The organism is Primorskyibacter flagellatus (genome assembly GCF_900176485.1).
Classification (GTDB): domain Bacteria; phylum Pseudomonadota; class Alphaproteobacteria; order Rhodobacterales; family Rhodobacteraceae; genus Primorskyibacter; species Primorskyibacter flagellatus.
In genome coordinates this window covers 126,599-141,224 of record NZ_FWYD01000005.1, presented here as the reverse complement: position 1 = coordinate 141,224, position 14,626 = coordinate 126,599, and the positions used below count along the sequence as shown (strand labels likewise).

The 14,626-nt window shown below is 60.0% G+C and carries 10 protein-coding genes and 1 pseudogene; 2 read left to right on the top strand and 9 right to left on the bottom strand.

The window, feature by feature from the left end:
• The first annotated feature begins 8 nt into the window (after window positions 1-8).
• The gene (locus tag B8991_RS09985; RefSeq protein ID WP_084352848.1) at window positions 9-272 is read left to right on the top strand and encodes a hypothetical protein; all 264 of its coding nucleotides are present in this window, start codon (window positions 9-11) and stop codon (window positions 270-272) included.
• A gap of 14 nt (window positions 273-286) precedes the next feature.
• Entirely contained in the window at window positions 287-931 is a 645-nt protein-coding gene (locus B8991_RS09980; protein WP_084352847.1) for a DUF1523 family protein, read from the top strand.
• 151 nt (window positions 932-1,082) lie between these two features.
• On the opposite strand, the gene B8991_RS09975 is transcribed toward B8991_RS09980, so the two are convergent.
• The 9 genes and pseudogenes from B8991_RS09975 to B8991_RS09940 form a co-directional block, all read right to left on the bottom strand.
• Window positions 1,083-2,714: an alpha-D-glucose phosphate-specific phosphoglucomutase gene (locus tag B8991_RS09975; RefSeq protein ID WP_084352908.1), complete on the bottom strand. Its 1,632-nt coding sequence runs from the start codon at window positions 2,712-2,714 to the stop codon at window positions 1,083-1,085.
• A 66-nt stretch (window positions 2,715-2,780) separates the two neighbouring features.
• Window positions 2,781-4,841 (bottom strand): annotated as a pseudogene (glgX, locus tag B8991_RS09970) (glycogen debranching protein GlgX); the annotation flags it as partial.
• Window positions 4,842-4,873: 32 nt separating this feature from the next.
• On the bottom strand, window positions 4,874-6,301 hold the full coding sequence (gene glgA / locus B8991_RS09965) for a glycogen synthase GlgA (protein WP_084352907.1): 1,428 nt from the start codon (window positions 6,299-6,301) through the stop codon (window positions 4,874-4,876).
• A 28-nt stretch (window positions 6,302-6,329) separates the two neighbouring features.
• Complete coding sequence (gene glgC / locus B8991_RS09960) at window positions 6,330-7,601, bottom strand: glucose-1-phosphate adenylyltransferase (protein ID WP_084352846.1); 1,272 nt, start codon at window positions 7,599-7,601, stop codon at window positions 6,330-6,332.
• 30 nt (window positions 7,602-7,631) lie between these two features.
• Window positions 7,632-9,818: a 1,4-alpha-glucan branching protein GlgB gene (glgB, locus tag B8991_RS09955; protein ID WP_084352845.1), complete on the bottom strand. Its 2,187-nt coding sequence runs from the start codon at window positions 9,816-9,818 to the stop codon at window positions 7,632-7,634.
• Window positions 9,815-12,226: a glycogen/starch/alpha-glucan phosphorylase gene (locus B8991_RS09950; RefSeq protein ID WP_084352844.1), complete on the bottom strand. Its 2,412-nt coding sequence runs from the start codon at window positions 12,224-12,226 to the stop codon at window positions 9,815-9,817. Before B8991_RS09950 ends, glgB begins: the two co-directional genes overlap by 4 nt.
• A 240-nt stretch (window positions 12,227-12,466) precedes the next feature.
• On the bottom strand, window positions 12,467-13,366 hold the full coding sequence (locus B8991_RS09945) for a dihydrodipicolinate synthase family protein (RefSeq protein WP_084352843.1): 900 nt from the start codon (window positions 13,364-13,366) through the stop codon (window positions 12,467-12,469).
• A gap of 118 nt (window positions 13,367-13,484) precedes the next feature.
• Entirely contained in the window at window positions 13,485-13,631 is a 147-nt protein-coding gene (locus tag B8991_RS21445) for a hypothetical protein (protein ID WP_179141463.1), read from the bottom strand.
• A 2-nt stretch (window positions 13,632-13,633) separates the two neighbouring features.
• Window positions 13,634-14,536, bottom strand: a complete 903-nt coding sequence (locus B8991_RS09940) for a 5-dehydro-4-deoxyglucarate dehydratase (protein WP_218673209.1) — start codon at window positions 14,534-14,536, stop codon at window positions 13,634-13,636.
• Window positions 14,537-14,626 lie beyond the last annotated feature (90 nt).

The window sequence follows — 14,626 nt, the reverse complement described above, 5'->3', positions numbered from 1 at the left end:
GATAGAACATGATGGGGTTGGCGCGGCTTATCGGGATCGGGTTTATCGTCCTGTCGGTGATCTATATCTCTCTGTCTTTCTATTCGCGATCCATCCGGCGCAAGAAGCTTGAGCAGGAATGGAACGAGGCAGACATGACCGGCGACAAGGACAGCTTTGTCGAGCAGGGGCTTAAAAGCTACGATAGCTCGCTCAGGCGGAAACTGATACTTGGGGTCTATGTCATTCCTGTGGTCATCATCGGAACGATCATCTATGTCGTGAACCACTGAAGGGAGTGCCTGGCATGGTCTATGTGAAGTGGGTTTTCTGGGGGACGTTCTGGCTGCTGATCGCGGCCTTCTTTCACTATACTCTGCCGCAGCATGACATCGTCCGCATCGTGAACACCTACGAAGAGCGGCAGGATCTGGGCGACTGGACCCGTATTTTCTGGTCCGTTCCCGATGACCAGACGGAATCGTTGGTCAACCGCGACGTGCAGTTCATTCAGGCCGTGCGTCCCAACGGCAAGGCCGTGGTGTACCGCAACGAAGATACCAGTTGGCGCTGGCCGCCCTATTTCAAGTTTGACACGGCGAACCTGTATACCGAGGCGAACGATTCCAAATCGACACGCGACAACCCGAAATGGGTATCGGTCACGCATTACGGCTGGCGCAACGAATATTGGTCGATATTTCCCAACGCCGTCGCCATCAAAGACGTCGAGGGGCCGGATGCGACGATCATCCCATGGGTCAACATCGTCATTCTGGTGATTTTCTTCGCCTTTGTCTGGGCCATCTGGGTGCGCTGGCGGCGATTCCGCCGGGCGCGGATTGATCCGGTCCTGGAAGATATGGGCGACAGTTTTGAGGCAGCAGGCGACCGCATGGCCGCGCGCCGCGGCAGGTTCCGGCGCTGGCTGGACAGCTGGAAGAAGAAGTAGTACTGCGCGGCGTGATCGCTTCCTGAGAGTTCAAAAATCTAGGGCGGCACTGGCTTTGCCGCCCCATGAGAGACCGCGCAAGGCGGCGCTGCCTGACGCTTATGGCTCGCCGTCCGGGGATTAAGCGTAACACCCTACGCAGACGCAAGTCTCAGGTGATGACGTTTGGCGTGTCACGACCTGTGCGGCTGGCGATGCCCGCCAGTTCCTCGGCGGCGGCGATCATCGGGGCCAGTGCCTCTTGTGGGCCGATTCCGTGTTTGGCCGTGTCAGGCTCGTATTTCTCAAGATAAAGCCGGATCGTCGCACCTTCTGTGCCGGTACCTGACAGACGCAGCACGATACGCGAGCCATCCTCCATCACGATCCGCAATCCCTGCTTCGTCGAGACCGAACCATCAACGGGATCGGTATAGGCAAAGTCATCCGCCGCGGCGATGGTCATGCCCTGCACCTCGCGTCCGGGCAGATCAGAAAGCTGGCCGCGCAGATCATCCATCAACGCATTGGCAACATCGCTGTCGATTGCCTCGTAATCGTGGCGGGAATAGTAGTTTCGACCGTATTCCGACCAATGCGCGTTCAGAATATCAGCGACGCTTTCCCCACGGGCGGCCAGCACGTTCAGCCATAACAGCACGGCCCAAAGCCCGTCCTTCTCGCGCACATGATCGGACCCGGTGCCAAAGCTCTCCTCGCCGCAGATCGTGGCCTTGCCCGCATCCAGCAGGTTGCCGAAGAATTTCCAGCCAGTCGGAGTCTCGAAACTGTCGATGCCCAGCTTTTCGGCGACCCGGTCAGAGGCGGCAGAGGTCGGCATGGACCGCGCGACACCAGCGACCCCCTTGGCATAACCGGGCGCAAGATGCGCGTTGGCGGCCAGCACGGCAAGGCTGTCTGACGGGCTGACATAAATGTTGCGGCCCACGACCATATTGCGGTCGCCATCGCCATCAGAGGCAGCGCCGAAATCCGGGCCGTCGACGCTGAACATCTCGTCCATCAATGCCTTTGCCCAGAAAGGGTTCGGATCGGGGTGATGCCCGCCGAAATCCGGCAGGGGCGTCCCGTTCACGACAGTGCCTTCGGGCGCGCCCAGCGCACCTTCCAGCAAGGCTTTGGCGTAAGGTCCGGTGACGGCATGCATCGCGTCGAACCGCATCCGGAAGCCACTTTCGAACATCGCGCGAATGGCGGTGAAGTCGAACAGGGTCGCCATCAGGTCCGCATAATCGGCGACCGGATCAACCACGCTGACGGTCATCTCGCCCAATGTCTGATCGCCCACCGTCCCCAGATCCACATCCGCAGCATCGAGGATGCGATATTCCGTTAATTCCTTGCTGCGCGCATGGATCGCCTCGGTCACCTGCTCAGGCGCGGGGCCGCCGTTGGGCGTGTTGAACTTGACGCCGAAATCCTCATCCTCGCCGCCGGGATTGTGGCTGGCCGACAGGATGATACCGCCATCGGTCTTGTTCAGCCGGATCAGATGCGACGCGGCGGGCGTGGACAGGATCGCATCCTGCCCCACGATCACCCGCGCAGCACCATTGGCCGCCGCCATCTTCAGAATGGTCTGGCTGGCCCCAAGATTGAAGAACCGCCCGTCACCCCCAAGGACAAGCACCTTGCCCGCAACACCGCCGATGCCGTCAAAGATCGCCTGCACGAACGCTTCCAGATAATCCGGTGCCATGAAGGCACGGGTTTTCTTGCGCAGCCCGCTTGTGCCGGGTTTCTGGTCCTGAAACGGCGTTATCTGGCAGGTCTTGATCGGCATGGGCTGTGTCCTCGTTTGAGTTTCGGTGCCACCGTAATTAGCGGGCGCTGAATGGGCAAATAGCTGAACCGATGATCCAGCAATCTCGATCTGGTGTCCGACGATTTTTTGCGCTGTCATGTCCGGGGCAGACGTGTCGAGCACATGCCACCAGTCAAATCCCTCGGTTTTTGGCAATTTCAGGCAGGTGGCATCCGACCCGTTGAACACCACATAAACGGCCTTGTCGTGATTGCCCTCGTCCGGCGACCGCGCGCTGACGCGGATTTCGGCACAGAGCGTCCGCCAGGCAGGGTCGGACCAATCCTCGGGCTCGGGGTACTTACCATCTGCACGGCGCCAGCCAATATCCAGCTTGTGGTCGCTGTCACGCTCAAGGCTGTGCAGGAACCGCGTCTGGCGCAGCACCGGATAGGCCCGGCGCAGTTCTGTCAGGCGCTGCACGAAAGCTGTCATCTCTGTGTCGCCTTCGGCCCAGTTCAGCCAGCTGATCTCGTTATCCTGCGCATAGGCGTTGTTGTTGCCGCCCTGACTATGGCCGATCTCATCGCCGGCAAGGATCATCGGTGTGCCCTGACTAAGCATCATCGTCGCCAGGAAATTGCGCCGCCGCAGCGCCCGGGCCGCGTTGATACCGGGGTCGTCTGTCGGGCCTTCGACACCGAAATTGTCCGACACGTTATGATCGTGCCCGTCAGCATTGCCTTCACCATTGGCATGGTTGTGCTTCTGGATATAGCTGACCAGATCGGCCAGCGTGTACCCGTCATGCGAGGTGACAAAATTGACCGAACTGGTGGCCGCCCGTCCGGAATGATCGAATTCTTCGGCAGACCCCAGCACGCGTTTGGCCAGTTCCGAGGTCTGCAACAAGTCACCGCGCCAAAAACGCCGCACGCCGTCGCGAAACCGGTCGTTGAGTTCCAGAAACGGATGCGAGAACGCGCCCAGTTGATAGCCGCCCAGCCCGATATCCCATGGCTCTTGCACCAGTTTCGTGTTGCGCAACACCGGATCTTGCCGGATCGCCTGCAACAGCGGTGCATCGCGGTCGAAATGTCCCGAGGCCGTCCGCCCCAGAACCGTGCCCAGATCAAAGCGGAACCCGTCCACACCCATCACCTGAACCCAGTAGCGCAGGCTATCCAGCACCATCTGCATCACCATCGGATGCGCGGTGTTCACCGTATTGCCGGTGCCGGTGTCGTTGACATAGTAGCGTAGATCGTCGGTCAGCCGGTAATAAGACCGGTTGTCTAGGCCGCGGAACGACAGGGTCGGTCCCATCTCGTTGCCCTCTGCGGTGTGGTTGTAGACCACATCCATCAACACCTCGATACCCGCAGCGTGAAAGCGGCGCACCATCGCCTGAAATTCCCAGATCTGGCCTTGAGTGAGGTATCGCTGCGAGGGCGCAAAAAACCCAAGCGTCTGGTAGCCCCAATAGTTCTTGAGGCCCTTTTCGACCAAGAAGCGGTCGTCGACGAAAACCTGCGACGGCATGATCTGGATCGTCGTCACGCCCAGCTTCTGCAAATGCTCGATGACAGGATCCGACGCCAGCCCGATGAACTTGCCGCGATGCGCTGGGTCCACCTGCGGGTGCATCGCGGTCATGCCTTTGACATGCGCCTCATAGTGTACGGCTTCGTCCCGTGGAATGTGCGGGCGGTCGTCGGGCGCATCGCTCATCGGGCCGGTCACGATACATTTCGGCATCGCGAAGGCGCTGTCGCGGCTGTCATAGCTGAGGTCTGCCTTGGGCGAGCCGCTGCGATAGCCAAGAACCGCATCCGACCAGCGCAGATTCCCCCAGAAGCGCCGTGCGTAGGGGTCCATCAGCAGTTTATTGGGGTTGAACCGGTGCCCGGCATGCGGTTCGTAAGGGCCGTGCGCGCGCAATCCGTATTTGGTGCCGGGCAGCAGCCCGCCGACATGCAAATGCCAGACATCACCGGTGCGGTGACGAAACGGCAGGCGAAAGCGTTCCTTGCGGCCATCTTCGGAAAAGATACACAATTCCAGCTTTTCGGCATGCGCAGAGAACACCGCGAAGTTGACGCCGCTGCCGTCAAACGTGGCACCCATCGGATCCGGGCGGCCTTCGGTCAATGTGTGATATTTCATATCGTGAGACGTGGTCCGAACCATTGCGACATTCAGCCGAGCAGGTCTTGGTAAATGGCTGCGTATCGTGCCGAGCTGTTCTCCCAGCCTACTGGTTGCCGCATGGCGTTGCGCATCATCTGCTGCCAAAGTTTGCGATCTGCGAACAGCGTACACAGCCTGCGCAAGCTGTGCGAGAATGCCGTGGCGTCGGTCGGATGAAAGGTCAACCCGGTGGCAACGCCTGCGTCCAACGCCGCGTCATTGGCGTGAATCACCGTATCCGCCAGCCCGCCGGTCGCCGCGACCACCGGCAACGTGCCGAACCGTAATCCGTAAAGCTGGGTCAATCCGCACGGCTCGAACCGCGAGGGGATCAGGACCGCATCCCCGCCCGCGAACATCAGCTGCGACAGATCCTCGTCATAGCCGATATGGACGCCGATCTTGCCGGGATACTCTTTGGCCAGCCCTGTATACGCCGCTTCCAACCCCGCATCGCCACTGCCAAGCAGCGCCAAGGTGCCACCATGCGCAATAAACTCTGGCAATAGCCCCGGCAGCAGATCCAAGCCTTTCTGTCCGGTCAGGCGGCTGACTACAATCGCCAGCGGCCCGTCTGTTTCGGCCAGACCGAACCGGTCGCGCAGGGCGGCGGTTGCCACGGCTTTCTTGGTCAACGTCTTGGCCGAATAGGGATGCGGGCCTGCCTGTGGGTTCCAGACCTCAAGATCAATGCCGTTCAGGATGCCGTGAAGATCACCCGCGCGCGTGGCGATCAGGCCTTCCAGACCCATGCCGAACTCTGGCCGCATCAGCTCTGCCGCGTAGGTCGGGCTGACGGTAGAGATCGCATCGGCATGCACCAACCCGGCCTTGAGCGTGCTGATCTGCCCGTAATATTCCAGATCGTCGGCGTTGAACGCCGTGAAAGGCAATCGCAAAGAGGCGAGCCGGTCTGCGGGGGCAAGACCCTGAAACGCGATGTTATGGATCGTCATCAGTGTCTTGACGCGCCTGTCGCCGATGAACCGCAAATAGGCGGGTGCAAGTCCTGCCTGCCAGTCATGCGCATGCAGGATCTCGGGCACCCAGCCATCGGACAATCCGTTCTGCGCGATCCGGGCCGCAGCCCAGGACAGTGCCGCAAAGCGTTCAGGATTGTCAGGCCAGTCATGACCTTCGGGCGTCAGATACGGCCCGCCCTTACGATCAAACAGGTGGGCCGCCTCAAGCAGAAGAAACTCTACCCCGTCGACTTTTCCGCCCAGCACCCTTGCGGGGCCGCCGAACAGCGCCTCGTCTTGCCACAGCTCGACCGGGCCCTTAAGCCGTGCAACCAGTCCGGGATAAGCAGGCATCAGCACGCGCATGCGGTGGCCCAACGGCACCATCGCCTTGGGCAGTGCACCGGCCACATCGGCCAGCCCCCCGGTCTTGATCAGCGGCACGCATTCGGACGTGACCGAAAGGATGTTCAGGGCCATTCCTACCTCTTTCAACAGGCGATCAGCCCAATTTGGCCGCGCGCTGGTCCATCATCGACTTGGTCACCAGAACAACGCCCCCTTCAGAGACGCGGAACCATTTGGCGTCTTCTTCCGGATCCTCGCCAATGACAAGACCCGCCGGAATTTCCACGCCCCGATCCAGCACCACGTTGGTCAGCCGCGCGTTGCGGTGAACCTGCGAATAAGGCAGCGCCACAACCTTTTCGAGCGCAGAATAGGAATGCGTCCGCACGCCTGTAAACAGAAGCGAATTGCGCACTTCCGACCCCGAGACGATACAACCGCCCGAAATCAGCGAGGACACTGCAAGGCCGCGCCTGTCCGCCTCGTCATGGATGAACTTCGCAGGCGGCGTGATCTCGGAATAGGTCCAGATCGGCCAGGAATTATCGTAAATGTCCAGCTTTGGCGTGAAATCCGTCAGGTCGATATTGGCCGACCAGAACGCATCAATCGTGCCTACGTCGCGCCAGTAAGGCTCTTCTTCCAGACCCGACGTGATGCAGCTGTCGCTGAACAGATGCGCCATCGCCTTGCCGTTCTTGACGATGTCGGGGATCAGATCGTGACCAAAGTCATGGCTGGAATTGCTGTCCTCGGAATCGCGGATCAGCAAATCGCGCAGGAAATCCCAATTGAAGACATAGATCCCCATCGAGGCCAGCGAATGCGCATCGTCGCCCGGAATCGTCGGCGGGTCCGCTGGCTTTTCCAGAAAGCTGGTGATGCGCTTGTCGTTGTCGATACCCATGACGCCAAAGGCCGTCGCCTCGGCCTTTGGCACCGTCAGGCAGCCCACGGTGACATCGGCGCCGGTCTCGGCGTGCTGACGCAGCATCACCTCGTAGTCCATCTTGTAGATGTGGTCGCCCGCCAGGATGATGACGTATTTGATGCCGTAGCTGTCAACGATGTCGATGTTCTGCGTTACGGCATCCGCCGTGCCCAGATACCATTTGTTCTCGGCCACACGCTGCGATGCCGGCAAAATATCGAGGTATTCGTTCCGCTCGGCGCGGAAAAAGCTCCATCCCCGCTGCATGTGCCGGATCAGGCTGTGGGCCTTGTACTGCGTGGCAATCGCCATCTTCCGGATGCCGGAATTCAACGCGTTCGACAGGGCAAAGTCGATGATCCGGGACTTGCCGCCAAAATAGACGGCCGGCTTGGCGCGGGTGTCGGTCAGTTCTTTCAGGCGGCTTCCACGCCCCCCCGCCAGGACAAAGGCCATGGCTTGCGAAGACAGCCGGCCGGACTGTGATGGTTGCATGAGTATCCTCCCCGAAAAAGTTCTGTGGAATTAGTCTGCCTGGAACATCACCACCGCCAGCGGCGGCAGCACGATTGACGCCGAATGTGGATGGTTCATCCACTCTTTTTCCTCGGCAGTGACGCCGCCCATGTTGCCTCGATCGCCGCCGCCATACATGGCACTGTCAGAATTGAAGATCTCGCGCCAACGGCCTGGCCCCGGCAAACCGATACGGTAGCCCGCGCGCTCCACCGGGGTGAAATTGCACAGCACCACCACTGGTTTGTCCTTCGGTCCGCCCTTGCGGATATAGCCCAGCACGGAATTCTCGGCATCGCCACCCTCAAGCCACTCGAACCCCTCGGCCCGCGTGTCATTGACGTACAGCGCGGGGGTTTCGCGATAGACTTTGTTAAGATCGCGCACGAGGGTTTGGATGCCGCGATGCTGCGGATAATCCAGCAGATGCCACTCCAACGCGCTGTCGTGGTTCCACTCTCCGCCCTGCGCGAACTCGCAGCCCATGAACAACAGCTTTTTGCCCGGATGCGTCCACATATAGCTGTAATAGGCGCGAAGGTTGGCGAATTTCTCATCCCCCTGCCCCGGCATTTTGGCGATCATGCTGCCCTTGCCGTGCACCACTTCGTCATGGCTGATCGGCAGGATGAAATTCTCGGTGAACGCATAGTTCAGCGAAAACGTGATCTCGTTGTGGTGGTGTTTTCGGTGGATCGGGTCTTGTTCGATGTAGCGCAGGCTGTCGTTCATCCAGCCCATGTTCCACTTGAAACCAAACCCCAGCCCGCCGGTATCCACCGGGCGGGACACGCCGGGAAAGGCGGTGCTTTCCTCGGCTGCAGTCATGATGCCCGGCACCTCGCCATAGGCGATGGTGTTCGTGCGCTGCATCAGCGAGATCGCCTCGTAATTCTCGCGGCCACCATCCTTGTTGGGCACCCATTCCCCCTGTTTGCGGGAATAGTCGCGATACAGCATCGAGGCCACGGCATCGACGCGCAGCCCATCGACGTGGTATTCCTCAAGCCAATAGAGCGCGTTGGAAATGAGGTAGTTGGCAACCTCGGTCCGGCCGTAATTGTAGATCAGTGTGTTCCAGTCCTGATGGAACCCTTCGCGCGGGTCAGCGTGTTCATACAGCGCGGTGCCGTCGAATTGGCCAAGACCGTGAACATCGGTGGGGAAATGTCCCGGAACCCAGTCCAGCAGAATGCCGATACCCTTCTTATGCGCCGCGTCCACGAAAGCGCGAAACTCGTCCGGCGTGCCATAGCGGATCGTCGGGGCAAACATACCGACGGGCTGATAGCCCCAGGATCCATCAAAAGGGTGCTCGCTGATCGGCATCAACTCGATATGAGTAAAACCCATGTCGGCGGCGTAATCGACGAGGTCCGTCGCCATCTCGATATAGGACAAGGGCCGCCCGCCATCTTCGGCGACGCGTTTCCAACTGCCCGGATGCACCTCGTAGATCGACATGGGCGCATCGACATTCTGCACTTTCGCGCGCTTGGTCATCCAAGCCTTGTCGGCCCATTTGGCACCCCGGATGTCACGCACCACAGACCCGGTGGCAGGCGGGTGTTCGGACCCAAAGCCGACCGGGTCGGCCTTGGCAGGCAGCACGGTGCCATCCGCGGCCATGATTTCGTACTTGTAAACTTCGCCATCGCCCAGACCGGGGATGAACAGCTCCCACACGCCAGTTGCCCCGCGGCGGCGCATCGGGTTGCGGCGTCCATCCCAGACGTTGAAATTGCCAATCACCGACACGCGCTGCGCATTTGGTGCCCAGACCGCGAAATGTGTGCCCGATACCTTTTCATGCGTCATCACATGGGCACCCAGCACCTGCCAGATCCGCTGATGACTGCCTTCGCCCAGGAAATATTCGTCCTGCTCGCCGATCACCGGGCTGAACCGGTAGGGATCGTCAAACTCCCATTCGGCCTCCGCATTTCGTGCCCGCAACCGGTAGTTTGCAGCCTTCCGTTTCAGCGCCCCCGTGAACAGCCCTTCGGAGCCTGCGACGGGCGACAGGGGCGTCACGCTCGCCTTGCCAGTCAACACCTCGACGGTTTCCGCGCCGGGGACGAAGGCCGTGACCGTGGGCTTGCCGTTCCGTTCGTGGGGACCAAGGATCGTGAACGGGTCCCCGTGTCGGCCCTGCGATAGCGACTTGGCCGCGTCCGAGTTTAGGGCGTCGCTCATGCTGCGTCTTCCTCCCCGTCCAGGGCCGATTCTGTGCCCCAGATATCCGCCATGTAACCACGAATTGTCCGGTCAGATGAGAAAAATCCGGAGCGGGCAACATTTAGCACCGCCTGCTCCGACCAAGCCTCGGGATCAAGATACAGCTTATCGGCAGCGCGTTGAGCGGTGTAGTAGCCCTCAAAATCCGCCGCGACGAGGTAGTGATCGTGGTTCCACGCCCTGTCGACCAACCCGTGATAGCGGTCGGGATCGGTCGGGCTGAATCGGCCTTCGACGATCAATTGCAGGACATGCTGCATGTTCTGGCTTGCCTCGATCGCGTCACGCGCGTGGCGGACATTGCGGCGGCGTTTGATGACCTCATCGGCTGTCAGGCCAAATAGAAAGAAGTTCTCCGCCCCCACATGCTCGCGGATTTCGACATTGGCGCCGTCCAGCGTGCCGATGGTCAAGGCCCCGTTCATGGTGAACTTCATATTGCCGGTGCCAGACGCTTCCTTGCCCGCGGTCGAGATCTGTTCCGACAGGTCCGCCGCCGGGATCAGCCGCTCGGCCATCGAGACGTTGTAATTGGGCGGGTAGATCACCTTCAGCATATCGCCGGTGACCGGGTCATTGTTGATGACCTGCGCCACGTCGTTGATCAGGTGGATGATCTCTTTCGCCACGGCATAGCCCGGCGCGGACTTGCCGCCAAAGACCTTCACACGCGGTGCCCAGCCCGCATCCGGATTTTCGCGCATGTTGTGCCACAGGGCGATGGTCTCGAAGATGTTGAGATGCTGGCGCTTGTATTCGTGGATGCGCTTGATCTGGACGTCGAACATGGCATTCGGGTTAATCTGCACCCCCATGGTTTCGCCGACCCAGTTCGACAGCGCCACCTTGTTGGTCCGCTTGGCGGCGCGGAAATCCTTGCGAAACGCCTTGTCATTGGCATGTGGTTCTAGCGCCTTGAGCTGATCAAGATCGCCGATCCAGCCATCGCCGATTGTGTCAGAGATCAACCCGGCCAGCGGCGGGTTCGCCAGCTTCAGCCAGCGTCGCGGGGTCACGCCGTTGGTCTGGTTGATGATGCGGCCGGGATGCAATTCGTTCAGATCGTGAAAGACCGTCTTTTTCACCAGATCGCTGTGCAGTGCCGAGACGCCGTTGACCTTATGCGACATGATAAAGGCCAGCTCGCCCATCTGCACCTCGTTGTTGCGCACGATCCCGACATGGGCAGGGCGCTTCGTGGCGCGTCGATGGTCATCGTCAATACGTTCGATGATCTGCATATGGCGTGGCAGGATGTTCCCCATCAGCCATGTCGACCACCGCTCCAGCGCTTCGGGCAGCAATGTGTGGTTGGTATAGCCCAAGGTCGCGCGGGCGATGTCCTGCGCCACGCCCCATTCCAGCCCGTGCTTGTCGGTCAGCAGCCGGATCAACTCTGGTCCGGCAATTGCCGGGTGGGTATCATTCATCTGGATCGCCACTTTCTGTGGCAGCTTTGTCAGATCATCATATTCCGACAGGTACCGGCGCAGGATGTCCTGAAGCGCGGCAGAGGTCAGGAAAAACTCTTGTTTCAGGCGCAATTCCTTGCCCTGATAGGTGGTGTCGTCCGGATACAACACCCGGCTGAGCGTGCGAGCCAGCGCCTCTGGTTCAGCCGCTGCGGCGTAGTCACCGGAATTGAAACGTTCCAGATCAAACAGCGTTGTGGGCTTGGCGCTCCACATCCGCAATGTGTTGGCCCAGCGTCCCTGCCAGCCGATCACCGGCATATCATATGCGGAGGCGATGACGCTCTCCGACGGATGCCAGTCACCATTCACGGCCTCGCCCTTAAAGCCAATTTCATAGGCAGATTCCGGGCGGGCAAATTCCCACGGATGCGCCTGCGTCAGCCAATCTTCCGGCGTCTCGACCTGCTGCCCGCCCTCAAAGCGCTGCCGGAACAAGCCGTGTTCATAACGAATTCCGTAGCCATGCGCTGGACATCCCAGCGAGGACAACGATTCCAGAAAACACGCGGCAAGACGGCCAAGGCCACCGTTTCCCAGTGCGGCGTCAGGCTCATCCTCGATAATCTGGCGCAGATCAAAACCCAGTGACTTCGCGACACTTTCAGATGCCTCAAGCAGGCCGAGATTAATCATCGCGTCTTCCAGCATCCGCCCGATCAGAAATTCCATCGACAGGTAGTAGACCCGCTTGCGCTGGCCTTCATACGTCCTGCGCGTTGCATGGAACCACGGCCCGACGATGCGGTCGCGGATGGCATAGGACAGCGCCATTCGCCAATCGTAGACCGAAGCATGCCTTGCGTCCTTGCCAAGCGTGTAAATCAAGTGCTGTTCGACGGCTTGCTTTAGCTCAGCGTCGTTCACTGGCCGGGCGTCTTTGGTCATGCTCATGTTAAGAATAATCCCTTGCATTCGCCCTTTATTAGCAAAATGTTTGCGCTAACGTAACCCTAAACCGATCCCCCAGTGGCACGAGACGATTTTGCCACTGCCCTTGCCCAAGCAATTTGCCAATGCCGTCTGTGGCAGATTTGTGCGGCGCGGCCACTGATCCGGGTTCAATTGCATTGTCCGAGCCCGTCAAAAATACCGCCGACGAGCCGTGTACCACAGGCAACCTGCCCTGTTTCGTCAGAACGTAATCGCATGTCGCGCAATGAAACTTTCCAGCATATCCTGCTGCATCTCAGTCAAAGGCCAGGCTGACGGTGGCCGCGTCGGACCACGTTCGTGGCCAATGGCGCGCAGAGCCGCCTTCACCCCCGTCACATTTGTCCCGTTCGATTCTTGCGCTCGGACATCCTCGAAGGGCTTCATCTCGGCAATCAGCGTCTTGGCGGTTGCGTAATCGCCGGAATCGAGCGCCGCGTGAATTGCCACGGACCGTTCTGGCCAGACATTGATCAGGCCAGAGGTGAACCCACGCGCGCCCACGGCGTAGAACGGCGGTGCCCACACCTCGGCCAATCCGCCGACCCAGATGATATCGGGATCGCTGGCCGCCATCGCGTCGGCGAGTTTCAGCGGGTTGGGTGTGGCCCATTTTACGCCCACAACGCCCGGAACGGCGCAAAGGTCGGCAATTGCGTGCGTTCCGATGGTGTCATTGCGCAGATAAAGCACAATCGGCAGGTCCGCCGCCTCTGACACAGCCTGCACATAGGCCACCAATCCGCGCGGCGCGGCGAAAGGATCTGGCGGCTGATGGATCATCAGCGCATCCGCGCCTGCGGCTTTGGCGCTGCGCGCCAAATGGCATGCGTCCACGACAGAGCGGCCCACCCCGGCAACAAGCGGCACGCGGCCCTGGATGTGTCGGGCAGCGGCGCGGCACATCTCTTCAGCCTCCTCAAGGGACAGGCTATAGAATTCGCCTGTGTTGCCATTGGCGGTCAGCACATGCACGCCAGCCGCAATCGCCTTGTCCACGACCGGTTTCTGACGATCCGGGTCGATTTTTCTATCCGTTGTCATCGGGGTGACCAGGATGCCGGATATCCCGGTGAGAGCTTTGGTCAGATCATGGGGCATGGCGGATCGCTTTCACGTTACTAGATTGATAGGGGCGATGGTGCGGCCTGCGCATATTTTGGGACAAATGGCCAACATGCGGATAAATTTTGCTCAGTGCGCACACCGGAACGGGCTGTCAGAACGGTGCGGGGCGCGCCCGCCGCGCCGGGTCGTTGGACAAAAGCTCTGTCTGGGATGCATCAGGATCGGCTGCCGCGATATGGCCTGAATGGCAGGCAAGCAATTCAGGCACAGAATATTCGGACAGCGTATCGCTAACCATGATCAGGAACTTGTTTCGATCAAATCCTTCATCATCTCCATTTCTTCATCGGTCAGATCGGTCAGTGGGCTACGCACGGGGCCTGCCTCGAACCCACGCAGGATAACCCCGGCCTTGACCGCCGAAACCGCGTAGCCGGACTGGCGATCACGGATCGTTGCGAACGGGTAGTAGAAGTCCGCAAGCAGTTGTTCGCAGGTCGCATCGTCGCCCGCCGTAAACGCCTTGTGGAAACGCAGCGCGATTTCGGGAACAAAGTTGAACACGGCAGAGGAATAGGTCGGCATGCCGGCCCCGCGATAGGCTTGCGCGAACAGCTCGTGCGTGGGCATCCCGCCGATATAGGATAGACGGTTGCCCAGCTTCAGCGTGACCCGGCGCACCGTATCGATGTCTCCGGTGCCGTCCTTGAAGCCGATCAGATTGGGACAATCATCCGCAAGCCGTTCCAGCGTTTCTGCCGTGACCCGCGCCTGCCCACGATTATAGACGATCACCGCCATTTTCGTTGACTTGCACACGGCACGGATGCGCGCCTCGATGCCTTCTTGTGGCGCACCGATAAGGTAATGGGGCAAAAGCAGGATACCGTCGCCGCCCGCCGCCTCGATACTTTGCGCAAGCTCGCAGGCCATGCGGGTGCCATAGCCGCAGCCTGCAATGATCGGCGCATCGGGTTGGGTCTGCTTGGCGGTTTTGACCACCTCGACAATCTCGGAAGGGGTCAGCGAGAACATCTCGCCCGTGCCACCCGCGACGATCAGGCCGGCGACGGGATAGCTCGACAGCCATTCCAGATGCGCGGCGAAGGGCTTCGGGGCAAAGTCACCGTCGCTGTTGAACGCAGTGACAGGAAAAGACAACAATCCGGTGCGGATACGTTCCTTTAGGTCGCTATTGTCAATCATGAGAAGCCTTTCTTTCGGAATGTTAAACAGCACAAGCGGTCACTGCGACGCGTCTGCGCAAATGGCGAACTGTTGTCCGGCGATGGC